The organism is Aliinostoc sp. HNIBRCY26 (genome assembly GCF_050235535.1).
Lineage (GTDB): Bacteria > Cyanobacteriota > Cyanobacteriia > Cyanobacteriales > Nostocaceae > Trichormus.
The window spans coordinates 6,623,487-6,638,134 of sequence record NZ_CP189852.1; the positions used below are offsets into that span (position 1 = coordinate 6,623,487).

A 14,648-nucleotide genomic window follows, 5' to 3' on the forward strand; every position below is an offset into this window, starting at 1 on the left:
TAGTCAGAAAAATTATGTTGTTATCTCTGGTTGTATACATTCTGTTGTCTGAGATTATTTTTTCCTTTGCTGAACATCAAACGCACCAAAATTTCATGCACAAAAAGGTTTTACCTGAATGGTTTTATAAAAAGTATCCCAACGTATTTAAAGAAGTTTTTGAAGGTCATGCCATCAGACATCATGGTATTTGGTATCGTCAATTCGACTTTGAGCCTCATCCTGAAGGTAGTGATGACAATATTAGATTTCGGGCTGTGGAAATTATCACCGCTTTAGTTCTTTTCTTGCCCATAGATTTACTATTTTGGCTGATTTCACCCTTAGCTGGTGTGACATTCGTTGTCATGTTATTAATTCATGCCTTCACTTGGAATACCATCCACACTCAAATGCACCAACCAAGCGACACCTTTTTTGCTGATTGGGGTGTTTTTAGATGGCTAGCCACTCATCATTATTTACATCATCAATTTACTAATAAAAATTACAATATCGTATTTCCTTTGGCTGACTATATTTTGGGAACAAAAATCAAACCCAGAATGAGAGATTTAAGGGAACTACTGCGTTTAGGATACCTGAAACCCAGAACAGCCAGAACAGAATTGAGACTGAAGAAATGGCGTAATCAAGTCGCGCTGCAACGTCAGACTGTTTTGATTCAAGATTTTGAACCTGCATTCAAATAATTTGTGATTAAAACCAAAAATTACGAATAACTTTAGCGTAGGGGTAAGTACCCCTTTGGGAAAACAAGCCACGCTGTCTTCTCTCCGAGACGTTATTGTAACCTCTCGGAGAGAATTTTATTTTCTAATGACTAATGACTAATGACTAATGACTATTGACTATTGACTAATCACCAATTCCTTCTGCTGTTGATAGCGTTGTTTAAATAGTTGTTGCTGCTTTTTATGGTCTACAATCGGGTCAGGATAGCCTACAGCACGACGTTCTAAGGGTGTAATTTTACCTGTCACCAAATATTCTGTATCTAAAGACCGCAATTCTGGCAACCATAAACGGATATACTCAGCATCAGGGTCGAATTTTTGTGCTTGACTAGCTGGGTTAAAAATTCGCACTGGTTTAGGATCCATTCCACTCGAAGCACTCCATTGCCAACCACCATTATTCGCAGATAAGTCGCCGTCAATTAGCTTCTGCATAAAGTATTTTTCTCCCCACTGGGGATTAATTAGTAAGTCTTTGGTGAGGAAACTGGCAACTATCATCCGACAACGGTTGTGCATCCAACCTAGTTCATTCAATTGGCGCATGGCTGCATCTACGATGGGGTAGCCAGTTTTACCTTCACACCAAGCTTGAAAGAGTTCCTCGTTATTCTCCCAAGGGAAAGTTTTAAAAGTGTCACGATAAGCACCATCAGCTAATTCGGGAAAGTGATACATAGCGTGTTGATAAAATTCCCGCCAAGCGAGTTCTTGTTGCCAAGTGCGGATACTGGTGCTAGCTTCTTCACTGGTGTAATTTTCTAATGCTGCTGTTGTCGCTTGCCAAACGGTACGAATACCAATGACACCAAATTTTAAAGCAGCACTGAGTTGTGATGTTCCGTCAACACCAGGAAAGTTACGCTGTTCTTGATATTCTGTGATGGCTTTGGCGGTAAATTCTTCTAGTTTGGCTTGTGCGGCTGCTTCCCCTGGGGGAATTACCAAATCTGTATCCCAAATAAATCCTAAGTCTTTGGCTGTGGGTAAGGCTATAACCCCAGCTTGTGTCGCTAGTTCTTGTTCTGCTGGTGTTAAACCTGTCGCATTTTCTAGGGTTGGGACTGGTTTAGCCTTGGGTTTAGTAATCCAATTTTTCCAAAAGGGGGTGTAGACAGTGTAAGGTGCATTGCTACCTGAAAAAATTTCATCTGGGGAATGGAGAATTTGATCCCAAGTGGGGGTGAGAAATTCTATACCCTTGGCTTTTAAGGTTTCTATGATAGCGCGCTCGCGTACCTGAGAATATGGTTCTACATCCCAATTCCAAAACACGGCTTTAGCTTGCAATGTCTCAGCTAAATGAGGAATAGCCTGTACAGGATCACCACGCAAAATTAATAACTGACTTCCTGCTTGTACGTATCGCTGTTGTAATGCTTGCAAACAGCCAATCATGTAAGTTACTCTTGCTGGTGCAACATCATCTCGTTCGAGAATATTAGGATCTAGGCAAAATACACCCACTACTTTAGCAGTTTGCATCCTAGCCAAAGCTAATCCGGTATTATCAGCAATGCGTAAATCACGGCGATGCCAAAATAAAATTAAGTCAGACATTTGAGCAGTTTATATAGTTCACTCGTACTAGCTTAAACCCTAGTAGGAGCATTTAACTATTGGCAAAATTGATATTTTCTGGAACCAAATACAACTCCAGTAACTCTATCGGTGATAGTGGCTTGTTGCGTCAAAGTCCAGTATACTTGTGATTAATAGCGAATTAAATTTTTCATCATGGCAGCATTGTTACTGGCAGACGGCACGATAGAAAGCGATATACAAGAAATAGTTCGTGAACTTGCATCTATTGGTATTTATCTCAAACATTACGACCCAGGAACAGCGTTGCTATTTCCCCACCTCTTACAGCAAGAGGTGTTGACAGATGAAGAAAAGCGTCATGTTGTAGATTTGCACAATAGTGTGTTTGAATTCCTGCAACAAGAAAACGGTTATCTGTGGTGCGATTTGTTAAATGTGCATCCAGGATCACCAAGTCTGCAAACTTTGTTTGCTACCTACAGTCAATATCATACTCACACCGCGCCTGAAGCTTTGTATGTCCTGGCTGGGGAAATGATTTTTGGTTTTGTGAAGCCTGATGGTAGTCAGATACAGCTTTTGGTAGAGTCTCAAGATTACTTGAGTATTCCGTCGGGTGTGGAACATTGGTGTAGTCCCACGGCGTTGTTACAGTTCAAAGCGGTACGTTACTTTAGTGCGGCAGATGGTTGGCTACCTAATTATACAGGTACTCGATTGAGTGATGCTTGGTATCAAGGTTAGGTTAAAAAGGCAAAAGGTAAAAGATAAAGGCACAGGGCATCAATTTGAGCTAAAATGTCCCCTTGTGGTTAGATTCAGACACAGGATGTAGAGTCAAAAATGAGTAAAAAAAAATTACCTTTGCTAATGGCTTAGACTGCTACTACAGCAGCAGCATTGAAGAAACTGAATATATTTATTCTGAGATATTTGCCGAAAAACAGTATGACAAAAACGGTATTGTCATTAACGAAGGTGATTGTATATTTGATGTAGGCGCAAATATTGGTTTATTTACAATATTTGCTAGTCAAATGCAGAAAAATGTACAAATTTATGCCTTTGAACCAATTGCGTCAACTTTTGCGGTATTAGAAGATAATATTCGCTTGCACTCTCTAGAAAAGGTGCGTTTATTTAATTGTGGGTTGAGTTCCGAAAATAATCCTGAGAAAATATTTACTTTTTATCCCAATATGGCAGGGAACTCAACCACTAAACCCAATGATATCATAGCTGATACAGATGAAATAAAATCTCAGCCAGACGCAGAAGAAATCACTGATTTATTTGCAGATTTATTTGTGGAGCAAACCCAAGTTAAGTGTCAAGTCAAAACGCTTTCATCTTTAATTGATGAATTAGGAATTGATACCATAGATTTACTCAAGATTGATGTAGAAGGTGAAGAATACGAGGTTTTACAAGGGATAGAAGATAAAGACTGGCCGAAAATTAAGCAGATTGTCGGCGAATTTCATGATAAGAAAGGCAGACTAGAAAAAGTTAAAACAATTCTCACTCATCAAGGTTTTCATATCATTTTAGAAAAGAGAGAGTTACTACCGTCTAACTTTGTAGATACATACACCTTATATGCCATCCGCTAAATCTAGTAATGTGGATTTGGGATTACACATAATAATAGAGTGGACTGATAAAAACTTGAAAGCCTACAATTATGATATCGGTAGAGTTTTAACCTTTGCCCATAGCATAGGATATGGGGTATTTTCTGTCCCTGATGGTATACATATTACCAACTGAACTACTTTGAAGTTACAAATGTTGAAAACAGAGAGTTTTCTGTTAGCACCTGAGTCATGAAAACAGGGGTATAGGGGTGTAAGGGTGTAGGGGTGTGAGGGAAGGGAAGAAAATAGCGTTTCTTTGGCGTTGCTGACAGAAAATATGAGTATATAGTGTCTGAGATTTTGCGATTTCTAGATTCCCGATTTCTGGCAAAAGTCGGGTATCTTGTTGGTCATCCAAAATCTCAAATTGCTGGAATTACTCAATGATTAAATTAAATGGCAATCTGGCATAAACTCCTTGGGGGTCATTCATATTTTGCATAATTGCTAATTCTTTTTGAATTTTTTGGAGTTCAGCATTTAAGGGATTACTGGGTTGAATATTTACTTTTTGTAACCCAAAGGTAGTGCTGATATCCTCAACAGTTTGTCCAAACAAACGCTCTCCAAATGTGGTTTCTTTGGGATATTCTTGTAACTGCCAATTTTTACCTAATTTCGCCTCTTTAGCTGCATATTCAACTGCTGCATTTAAACCGCCAATTTCATCGACTAAACCAATTTGTTTCGCTGCGACACCAGACCAAACTCTACCTTGAGCAATTTCTGCTACTTTTTGTGCTGGTAGTTTGCGTCCTTGGGCGACTTTACTTAAGAATATGTTGTAAATGCGGTTAACGCTGCGTTGATACAAAGCTAATTCTTCAGGTGATTTAGGACGCGAAACGGTTTGGCTGTCAGCATAACGGGCTGTTTTGACAGCATCCCAGGTGATACCATTATCATTGGCTAGTTTTTGACCGTTGATTAAGACTCCAAATACACCGATTGAACCTGTAATCGTGTTGGGTTCGGCGAAGATGCGGTTGGAATCACTAGCTATCCAGTAACCACCAGAGGCGGCGACATCACCCATAGAGACGATGACGGGTTTAACTTGGCGAGTGAGTTTGATTTCTCGCTGCATAACTTCGGAGGCGATCGCACTTCCTCCAGGACTGTTAATTCTTAATACAACGGCCTTGACATCTTTATCTTGACGGATTTTGCTGAAAATCGCCGCAAAGTGGTCTCCTCCTATTTGTCCTTCCTCGCCTTTACCATCGACGATTTCGCCTTCAGCATAAACTACAGCAATTTTATTTTTGGCTTCGCGTTCTACGGGTAAAGATTTATTGGGTACTTGTGCGTACTCCATTAAATCTATGTTTTTGAAGTTTTTATCACTTTCTTTGCTATTGGTTAATTTTTTTAAATCAGTTACTATCTGATCGCTGTAGGCTATCTGGTCGATTAAGCCGTTACTTTTGGCTGTATTGGCTTCTAGTATGGCTTGATTATCGGCGATCGCTTGGAGTTTTTGCGGGTTAATTTTCCGGCTGTTACCTACTGTCGTACGCCACTCTCCCCAAATATCATTGAGTAATTTTTGGGTTTGTTCACGGTTTTCTGGACTCAGTTTATTTAATACCAGGGGTTCGACTGCACCTTTAAATTTACCCACTCGGACAATTTGCACCCCGATACCATACTTTTGTAATGCTCCCGCGAGGAAAACAGGTTGGCTACTAAAACCGTTCATTTCCATTGCGCCAAAAGGGTTAAGTGCAATGGTATCGGCTGCGGAACTGAGATAATATTCCTTTTCTCCCCATTCCATTCCGTAGGCGATTACCTTTTTACCGCTCGCGCGGAAGTCTTCTAAGGCTTTGCGAATTTCTTTAAGAGATGCAAAACCCAAGTTACTGGCTCCACCTGTGCGGGTAGCATCTAAGTAAATACCCACAATTCGCTGATCACTCTTAGCTTTGGCGATGGAATCCAAAACGCTACGGAGTGTCATCCGTTCTGGTTTCACGCCGGATAGAGTGTTTTGAAAAACTTCACCAGAACTTGGTTCTCTGTCGGTAATAGTCATTGATAAGTCAAAAACTAAGACAGACTTATCTTTGACTATAGGCCCTGTATCTTTAGAACCCGCCACAGCAAATAATAAAAATAAAAGTCCTACTGTACTAATTCCAGAGAAAACAATTAGTCCTAATACAGTCCCAAGTAAGCTAGCAGCAGTTTGTTTTAAAAAGTTATTCATTAGTCAATGGTCAATAGTCAATGGTCAATAGTCAATAGTCAATAGTCAATGGTCATTAGTCATTAGTCATTAGTCATTAGTGTTTTTCTGTTCTATTCTCAATTACCAATGCCCAATGCCCTATTCCCTATTGTATTATTTGTAAACTATTTGAGTGTTTTAACTCAGATAGGTTGGTGTTACCTGTGCAGAATAATACTGTAGTGATTTCTGCAATTAATACCTCGGCTAAATCTTGGAGTGCTGTTTCTGATTCTACGGCAGCTTTGAGGAAAGGCATAGCCAAGCCTGCGATATCTGCTCCTAATGCGATCGCTTTGGCGACATCTAAGCCATGACGCAAACCACCGGAGGCGATGAGGGGAACATGGGGTGCGATCGCTCTAATACTGGTAATACAATCTGCTGTAGGGATTCCCCAATCGGCAAATGTACGCCCTAAACGTCTTTGTAGTGCATTTTCTGCTCTTTCTCCTTCAACTTTCGCCCAAGAAGTCCCGCCTGCACCCGCTACGTCAATGGCTCTTACTCCTACTGCTAATAGCTTTTCGGTCATTGTGGCGGAAATACCGTTACCTACCTCTTTAGCAATTACTGGTACTGGTAATTTAGAGCATAGTTTATCTATTTTGTCAAGTAAACCCCGAAAATTGGTATCGCCTCTGGGTTGAATAAACTCTTGTAGAGGATTAATATGCAAAATCAACGCGTCGGCTTCTAACATATCAATGATTTGCAGACATTGATCTAAGCCGTATTTGTAGTTGAGTTGTACAGCACCAACGTTAGCGAACAACAGAATATCTGGTGCAAATTGACGCACTGCAAAGGTATCAGCGACTTGGGGTTTTTCTACTGCTACCCGTTGCGAACCGACACCCATCGCTAATTTATAGGTTTGCGCGACTGCGGCTAAACGCTGGTTAATCATTTTTGCTTGTTCTGTTCCTCCAGTCATGGAGGAGATCAGCAAAGGTGCGTTGAGGGTTTTACCGAAAAATCGCGTTTTGATATCAATGTCTTCCCGATCTAATTCTGGTAAGCAACAATGAGTGAAACGATAGCGTTCTAAACCGTTAGTGATTTCCTGACACTGGACATCTTCTTCTAAACAGATGCGGATGTGATCTGCTTTACGTGACTGAATGGGGATGGATGTGTTATCGGTAGGGAGATTCACGGATAGGTATGATTTATAGCTTGCGATTACTATTGTAAGTGGGTCTGCTAAGTTGTAGTGGCGATCGCAAATTTCCCATAAGCTCAACGGCGAAAGCCAATATCAGTTAGCATCATTAGCGGTAGTTTTTTTAACTTTAATTTGAGTTGACATTGCTTCTCTAGTTTGTAGGTGTGCTTGTTCTAACTTGTAATTGAGCCAAACAAAGCTGCTACCGAAAGAAGTAATGGTAATGAGGCAAATAGTGATTAATAACCTCACTTGAGAACGCAGAGATTTGATTTCTTGTGTTTGCTCCAGCAAACTTATAGATGATGGCGGTTGAATTTGAGAATTTTCTACTATTCTTGTGGCTGTTTGTGGCGCAATACTGGCAAATTTCACCTGGTCATATAGCCAGTTAGTAATTAGTTGGGGACAGTTTTTTTTAAACCATTGCCAAGCAATCATCCGAAATACAGGTTTAGAAAATTTCGCCATCATTTTTAAGAGGCTATTCACACTATGGGATCGGACTTTCTGATTAATGAGGTTAGTTGCTCCTACATCATATAGACAATCTAATATTAATTTAACCGTTGTTTCTTCTCTATATGATAAGTTTTCTAGCAAGAGAAGTACGTCATGAATACGTTCTTCCTTCATGATTTGCTCTGGTGATTTGGATGATAAATTGACAAGCTGATGATTGGAAGTGTTCATGACATCTAAAACTAGTTATGTTGGTATATAAGTCCGATTTGACGACACAAATTTTGCAAAAAATGCGTTTGATATACTGACGTAGTTTCTAGAGAGTAATTAAAAGTCTCACCGCAATATACTTATTTCATCGCTGACCTTCTAGATAAGTACAATTCGCTATATTAAAATTTGTGTTTTTATGGAATTTTGACTGCACCAGTGAGCTTAAGAAAATTGGTATATTCCCGTAATCGCTATTTTTAGACCATATTATTTGTTTGCTCTCCCTGTATTGTTCAGAAATTTTACTGATTTAACAACAAAGGTACATTTTGACTGCCAATAATATTATACGCCATAAAATAGGATGTACTTAACTGTCTATGAGCATCTTCATGTTAAAATTAATTTTCATCTAGACAAGATAAATCAGAGGCTTCAAATTAGTATTTGAAGTCTAAGAATTAGTTATTCTCTGGTTATTTGTATCCTGCTGCTAGATAATGTTTGAAAAGTATTGTTTATTAAAGTCTCCATTCTTCAATCAGATTTAATGAGTTAAATGATTTATGTTGACACCGTAGACTTATTTCATCCAAAACATGACGTAACTTTATATCTTTACCTTTCTGAAATATAAAGTCATCCATCTATGGTGTAATACATTTTTCCTGAACGATGATGATTTTGTTGTCCAGATACTCGACTTCTCAAAGAAGTCGGGTGTCTTGTAGATCACGAATTATTTAGGACTGCCAGAACAGCATTTTCTCTGAATTAAAATACTGGTGATGCCATTTGAATTCACATATATTAATGGCGTAGTTAGGGAATAAGAAATAAAGGTATACCTAACTTCGCAAAAACCAAATATGATGTCTACTATCAGGAAATTTAATAATCATTAAATATAACCAAATTAAATCTAATTCTTAACCTAATCTTAAAGTAATTATAGTTACCAATCCTAGAAACTCAAATTAGTGTTGGCGATATGGTTTGATCTGTGCGTTGGTGAAAGTAGAAAAAATCACAACAAGTTTAACTCTACGCCTCCTACTATCCCTTAGACTAGGGGCAGCAACTTTGTTAATATTGGTCGAGGAAAGTGGAAAGTGACGGAAACGAACAACTTAAACTCTGCTCTTCAGGACGTTACACGTAGAGAATTGCGCGATTTAGTCAGGACTCAGCTGCGAATGCTATTGGAAGCAGGAGATTTGCAAGCAGCTAAATCTATTCTCATACCTGTGCAGCCTGCGGATATAGCCGAGGCGATTGAAGGTTTACCAGAAGCGATGCACGCTTTGGCGTTTCGTCTACTTTCAAAGAGTGAGGCGATAGAAGTTTATGAATATCTGGACTACAGCGTTCAAGAACGATTAATTGAGGAATTGAAAAGCCAAGAAGTCCGCGATATTGTTGATCAGATGTCCTCAGATGACCGTGCTAGGTTATTTGATGAGTTACCAGCGAAAGTAGTCAATCGGCTATTAGAACAACTCAGTCCGGTGGAACGCCAAGCTACAGCTTTACTTTTGGGTTATGAAGCTGGTACGGCTGGACGCATCATGACTCTGGAATTTATCGCCCTGAAAGATAATTTTACGGTATCTCAAGCCTTAGAACGGATACGCAGTCTCGCTAATGCTAGTGAGATGATTTACTATCTCTACGTGACTGATGCAGCTAGAAGTTTAACGGGGATTGTGTCTTTGCGGGAGTTAGTCACCTCTCAACCAGAACAGATTATTGGCGATATCATGACTCGTGATGTCATTTGTATCCATACTGATACAGACCAAGAGGAAGTGGCTAGATTAATTCAAAGATATGATTTTTTAGCTGTACCCGTAGTAGACAAAGAAGAACGCTTAGTAGGTATCGTCACTGTTGATGATGTCATTGATATTTTGCAACAAGAAACTACTGAAGATATCTACGCTGTGGGTGGTGGTGTGCAGTCTAGCGGTGATAACTATTTTCAGATGGATTTAATGCAAGTAGCTCGTAAGCGAGTTTTATGGTTGTTTGTCTTATTAATTACCAATACAGTTACAGGTACTATTATTAAATCTCAAGAAGATATTTTGACCAAAGTTGTCACATTAACGGCGTTTATTCCCCTACTGACTGGTACTGGTGGTAACGTCGGCGCGCAATCTTCGACGGTGGTGATTCGGGGGATGAACACTGACGAAATTAGAAGCTTGGGGACTTTGCAGGTGATTGGGCGGGAAGCGATCGCTGGTGCATTGTTGGGTGGTATGTTAGGTAGTATCGCTACAGTTTGGGCTTACTTTTTACAAGGACGATTAGAAGTTGCGATCGCTGTTGGTAGTAGTTTAGTGGCTATTTCTGTTTTAGCTTCTGTTTCCGGTTCAGCACTGCCTTTTTTGTTTCGCTTCTTGCGTTTAGATCCAGCCTTGATGTCTGCACCGTTTATTACTACAGCCGTTGACGTTTTGGGTGTGTTAATTTACTTCAACTTGGCACGAGTGATTTTACAGTTGTGAGTGCTGAGTAATGAGTAATGAGTAATGAGTAATGAGTAATGAGTAATGAGTGATGAGTAATGAGTCATTAGTTTTGCTTCTCTGCTTCCCCTACCTTCGCTGCTTCCGTCATGTGTTCCATGTCATACCAATTCATTAATAATCATTCAACAGATCCAAATCCAGAAATACTCGCACAATATGGATTTCTTAATTTTGAATTTTGAATTTTGAATTTTGAATTGGTATCACCTCAACTTTTACAGTTCCGAGGGTGTATCTGGAGCGATAATTTCACCAGTACCCATTTTCAGGATTTTGTCTTGTTCAGTAATTAATTCGCTCAATTCCTTAACTTGTAAATTCATTTGTTCGCAGGCTTGTCGAAGTTCGCGTGCGAAGGTATTGATATCTTCCCCGTAACCGCATTGATACGCCGCAGTCTCAATTCCTTGCTTGGCATTTGCCCTAGCACAATCTACTAAGTCGGTTCCATGCAATGGTTTTGCAGATGCCATAGACTTTTTCGTTAACTTTGTTGATGTTGTCTTTTAGTTAAGTTAGCAACACAACAAAATGAAATCATCCTTCTGTTGACAGACAAAAATACTGTCTTTAGATGTATTAAGCTTGAATTTTCTCGATTAAGCTAGCAACTAAAGCAACTAGCTGTGCAGGTTCAATGGGTTTAGGGAAGTGTGTTTGATAACCGGAGGCGATCGCCTGAAATTTATCTTCTTCTCGTGCAAAGGCTGTGACTGCTACGGCTGGGATCTGACCTCCTGTTTTTCTTTCCCACTCCCTGACTTTACGGATGAAACTGTAGCCATCTTCTATAGGCATACCGATATCACAAAGGATGATGGTAGGTTGCCAAGCAAACACTTGTGATAAAGCTTCTGCGGCTGAACTACAGGCGCGCACTTCTGCACCCTGCTGCATGATGATGGCGGAAATAACATCTCTTGCGTCGGGTTCATCATCCACCACTAGCACCCGCACACCTTGAAGTATGGGTGGAGAAGAAGAACTATCTACAGGTGTTTTCAGTCGTGGGTGGTTTTCTTGACTAGTAGCTACAGGTAGTTTGATTGTGAAAGTCGCGCCTTTTCCTTCGCCTCCACTCTCAGCCTGCACTGTCCCGCCGTGAAGTTCAACTAAATGACGGGCGATCGCTAAACCTAGTCCCAAACCGCCAAATCTTCTGGTAGTTGAGCCGTCAGCTTGGCGAAATCGTTCAAAAACGTATGGCAGGAATTCTGGCTGAATACCTACACCAGTATCCTGTACTATCACTTCCACAAAGGAACCTACTTGCTTTAAATTCACCTCAACCCTTCCACCTTGAGGCGTGAATTTAACAGCGTTAGTCAAGAGATTCCAGATGATCTGCTGGAGGCGATTTTGGTCTCCGAAGACGGAAGCTACAGGAGTCAGTTGCATTTGTAAATCAATGTTTTTCACTTCCGCAATGTGGCGCACCGAATCCACTGCGCTGGTGATCACAGTAGCTAAATTAAGTAACTGGAGTTCGAGATGTAGTTTACCGGTGATAATTCGTGAAGTATCGAGGAGGTCTTCCACAAGTTGCGCTTGGGCTTTGGCATTGCGTTCGATAGTCGCGATCGCGTGCTTTGTCTTTTCCTCGTTTAGCCTACCAGTACATAGTAATTGCGACCAGCCAACGATCGCATTCAGAGGGGTTTTGAGTTCGTGGGAAACTGTAATTAAAAACTCATCCTTGAGCCGATTAGCTTCCTCAGCTTCAGATCGTGCGGCTTCCGCTTGTCTTAGGTTTTCGTCCCGTTCCTGTTCTCGCCTTTGTAAAAGTGCAGCTGAAAATTTTAATGCTTCACCCAGCAAAACGACTTCTTTAATTTGTGAGGGGCTAATGTGAGGATACTGACCTCTAGCAAGTGTTTCTGCGGCGGCAGCAGCCAAAGTAATACCGTCAGAGAGCGATCGCGAGAACATAAGCGCGCCTACACCACTTAGCACTAACAACAATAAGCCAGACCCAACAACCAACCACATTGCTTGACGACCAGGATTCTCAATGATTTCCATAGGAACAACAACTGCGGTTGTCCAGTTGCCAAAATTGGCTCGTTTGAAGGCAACATACACTGATGCACCTTCTAAAGTCGTCTCGCGATAGACTCCCTCAGTTGTTTGAGCAATTCGCTTCAGAAAAGACGGAGTACCTGGCTTGCCTACAAAGATTTCAGGCCGGCGAGTCCGGGCGACAACTATACCGCGACTATCAACAACAGTACGCGTCCACTCCCCATCAACCGTTGTTTGAGTCTTGAGGACGCGAGTTAAAGCTTCTGAGGTGATGATAGCAGTCAGTACATAACGGAGTTTACCGTCACGGATAACTGGAACACGAACGGGAAAAGCCAATTTTTGCTTGAGGCGCACTAGGGCGAGATCACCCACTGTTGGCTGCTGTGTTGCGACAACACGCCGCACACTTGCAGGCTCATTTGCCAAGGGTAATGTAGTGCCGAAGGGACGAAAAGTATTAAAAACTTGGCGTTCATTAGGTGTGAGCAAAATGACACTCAGCCAAGTCGGTTGCGTCTGTACTGTGCGCTTGGCCTCGTCATAAAAGCCTTGCAAATCATTTTGGTCGAGTCGCTCAGAGACAGCCAGGGCTTGCAGTATCCTAGTGGTGCTAGAAATCTCACGTTCTACGTCTTGAGTCAGATTGCGTGCCGCTAAAATCAAGCGACGTTCTGAGGCTGCACGTTCTTTGAGTGAAAGTTGGTGTACAACCGTAACAGCAAATAGAACAACTGGAAATAAGGCTCCTGCTACGAGTAACACAAGATGCCATTTTAAAGAAAGTGTGGGTCTATCCACAGTTTTCAAATCTTGATTTCTACTTATTTTCAGCAACCTAACTTTCCAGTGTGAGAATCATGTGATTATAGTGAATATTGTGACTTAGTCGGAAGTCAACAACTCACTGAGTGTAGTTTAATTATTTGGATTATAACCACTATCTATCACGAGATGCAGTTTGTTATGATCCTTGCCAGATGCTAATCAGTGAAATATTTAGGTTGCACTGCTAAGGTCATCATAAATGTTTAAAAGCGAATACTAAACAATATTATTTTGCTATTGACTAGGGACTTTTGATCTAGTTATTGTTGTGATTTTGTAATCCCAAAGTTGATATCATCAGCAAATTTTTTCTCCTATTAAGGATAAGCTTTATAAATGTCTGATGTTGATGGAGAATGATCACAAATGAGATACTTGTTCTTTCCTTGGATACAGGATGTTAGTCAAACTTGGTGAGAAGATCATAAATTATGACTCATACCAAACCCTAACTACTGACCAGTACATTCATGAACAAAACAACAAAAAATAGATTGATATCTGGGATGACTGATGAAGATTGGTTTAACGTAGGGAAATCTGATGCTTGGGCGGGAAAATCGAAAGTACCGCCAGAACAAGATGCTCAAGCTGCTAGTATGTATGACCTTGGTTACAGTGAGGGAGAGATTACACATCCACCAACTGAAACGAAAAAAGATGATAATTAATACGTTTCAAAGTTCCAATAACACTTCATCAGATTACGAAAATATTAATTTCAGGCGTGCCTTTTCATGACTGACTTAGCTTTGCCAAGAAGCATACAAAATATTTTAGACAAATACACTGAGCCAGAGGCTATTTTTCCGGCAATCTTGCCAGCGATTGGAGAAGTGTTAAAGTGCGATCGCTGTTTTTTGTACTTGAGAAATCCTCAAACTCGATTTGCTAAAATTGCCTATTGCTGGCGAAAACATCAAAATATTCCCGATATTACAGAATCGGCATGGAAGTTAGAGCCGTTATCATTACCCCAAGAAGACCCTTTGTTTGCCGCAGCACTACGGACTCAAGCTTCCATTTACGTGGAAGATGTAGAAACTGCTAGTCCGAAAGTGGTAAATAAAGAATTTGAGCGGAAAAATTTGGGACATCGGGCGTTAATTCATGCTCACCTGTGCCAAGATGGTCAACTTTGGGGAATTTTACAGCCTAGTGTCTTTGGTCAAAAGCGCATTTGGTCAGATTTTGATCATGCTATTATGACTCAATTGGAAAATAAATTAACACCCTTAGTCATCACCTATATGACACAATAGA

Annotated in this window: 12 protein-coding genes; 6 read left to right on the plus strand and 6 right to left on the minus strand. The window is 40.5% G+C overall.

Translation table 11 applies throughout. The features are described 5' to 3' along the window. Nucleotides 1-14: 14 nt before the first annotated feature. The gene (locus ACQFX9_RS27900; protein ID WP_427159771.1) at nucleotides 15-692 is read left to right on the plus strand and encodes a hypothetical protein; all 678 of its coding nucleotides are present in this window, start codon (nucleotides 15-17) and stop codon (nucleotides 690-692) included. A gap of 159 nt (nucleotides 693-851) precedes the next feature. On the opposite strand, the gene ACQFX9_RS27905 is transcribed toward ACQFX9_RS27900, so the two are convergent. Continuing rightward, nucleotides 852-2,297: a deoxyribodipyrimidine photo-lyase, 8-HDF type gene (locus ACQFX9_RS27905; protein WP_427159772.1), complete on the minus strand. Its 1,446-nt coding sequence runs from the start codon at nucleotides 2,295-2,297 to the stop codon at nucleotides 852-854. Nucleotides 2,298-2,474: 177 nt separating this feature from the next. On the opposite strand from ACQFX9_RS27905, the gene ACQFX9_RS27910 reads away from it, so the two are divergent. Both ACQFX9_RS27910 and ACQFX9_RS27915 read left to right on the plus strand, forming a co-directional pair. Further along, nucleotides 2,475-3,026: a cupin domain-containing protein gene (locus ACQFX9_RS27910; protein WP_236143607.1), complete on the plus strand. Its 552-nt coding sequence runs from the start codon at nucleotides 2,475-2,477 to the stop codon at nucleotides 3,024-3,026. 278 nt (nucleotides 3,027-3,304) lie between these two features. Next, nucleotides 3,305-3,895 (plus strand): FkbM family methyltransferase, encoded by a 591-nt coding sequence (locus ACQFX9_RS27915; protein ID WP_427163023.1) that lies wholly within the window; start codon nucleotides 3,305-3,307, stop codon nucleotides 3,893-3,895. Between the two features lie 400 nt (nucleotides 3,896-4,295). On the opposite strand, the gene sppA is transcribed toward ACQFX9_RS27915, so the two are convergent. The 3 genes from sppA to ACQFX9_RS27930 form a co-directional block, all read right to left on the minus strand. Then, nucleotides 4,296-6,131, minus strand: coding sequence for a signal peptide peptidase SppA (sppA, locus tag ACQFX9_RS27920; RefSeq protein ID WP_427159773.1), 1,836 nt, complete (start codon nucleotides 6,129-6,131; stop codon nucleotides 4,296-4,298). A gap of 127 nt (nucleotides 6,132-6,258) precedes the next feature. Further along, complete coding sequence (gene fni, locus ACQFX9_RS27925; protein WP_427159774.1) at nucleotides 6,259-7,311, minus strand: type 2 isopentenyl-diphosphate Delta-isomerase; 1,053 nt, start codon at nucleotides 7,309-7,311, stop codon at nucleotides 6,259-6,261. 102 nt (nucleotides 7,312-7,413) lie between these two features. After that, nucleotides 7,414-8,013, minus strand: coding sequence for a hypothetical protein (locus ACQFX9_RS27930; protein WP_427159775.1), 600 nt, complete (start codon nucleotides 8,011-8,013; stop codon nucleotides 7,414-7,416). A gap of 1,097 nt (nucleotides 8,014-9,110) precedes the next feature. On the opposite strand from ACQFX9_RS27930, the gene mgtE reads away from it, so the two are divergent. Next, a complete protein-coding gene (gene mgtE / locus ACQFX9_RS27935; RefSeq protein WP_427159776.1) occupies nucleotides 9,111-10,511 on the plus strand; it encodes a magnesium transporter in 1,401 nt (466 codons plus the stop codon). A 239-nt stretch (nucleotides 10,512-10,750) separates the two neighbouring features. Here mgtE and ACQFX9_RS27940 read toward each other — a convergent pair whose 3' ends face one another. After that, nucleotides 10,751-11,008, minus strand: a complete 258-nt coding sequence (locus ACQFX9_RS27940) for a hypothetical protein (protein ID WP_103138755.1) — start codon at nucleotides 11,006-11,008, stop codon at nucleotides 10,751-10,753. Between the two features lie 106 nt (nucleotides 11,009-11,114). Continuing rightward, on the minus strand, nucleotides 11,115-13,358 hold the full coding sequence (locus ACQFX9_RS27945) for a hybrid sensor histidine kinase/response regulator (protein ID WP_427159777.1): 2,244 nt from the start codon (nucleotides 13,356-13,358) through the stop codon (nucleotides 11,115-11,117). Between the two features lie 497 nt (nucleotides 13,359-13,855). Here ACQFX9_RS27945 and ACQFX9_RS27950 point away from each other — a divergent pair, with 497 nt between their 5' ends. Together ACQFX9_RS27950 and ACQFX9_RS27955 are read left to right on the plus strand one after the other, a co-directional pair. Beyond that, entirely contained in the window at nucleotides 13,856-14,056 is a 201-nt protein-coding gene (locus ACQFX9_RS27950) for a hypothetical protein (protein ID WP_427159778.1), read from the plus strand. A 66-nt stretch (nucleotides 14,057-14,122) separates the two neighbouring features. Continuing rightward, nucleotides 14,123-14,647 (plus strand): GAF domain-containing protein, encoded by a 525-nt coding sequence (locus tag ACQFX9_RS27955; RefSeq protein WP_427159779.1) that lies wholly within the window; start codon nucleotides 14,123-14,125, stop codon nucleotides 14,645-14,647. Nucleotide 14,648: the final 1 nt, after the last annotated feature.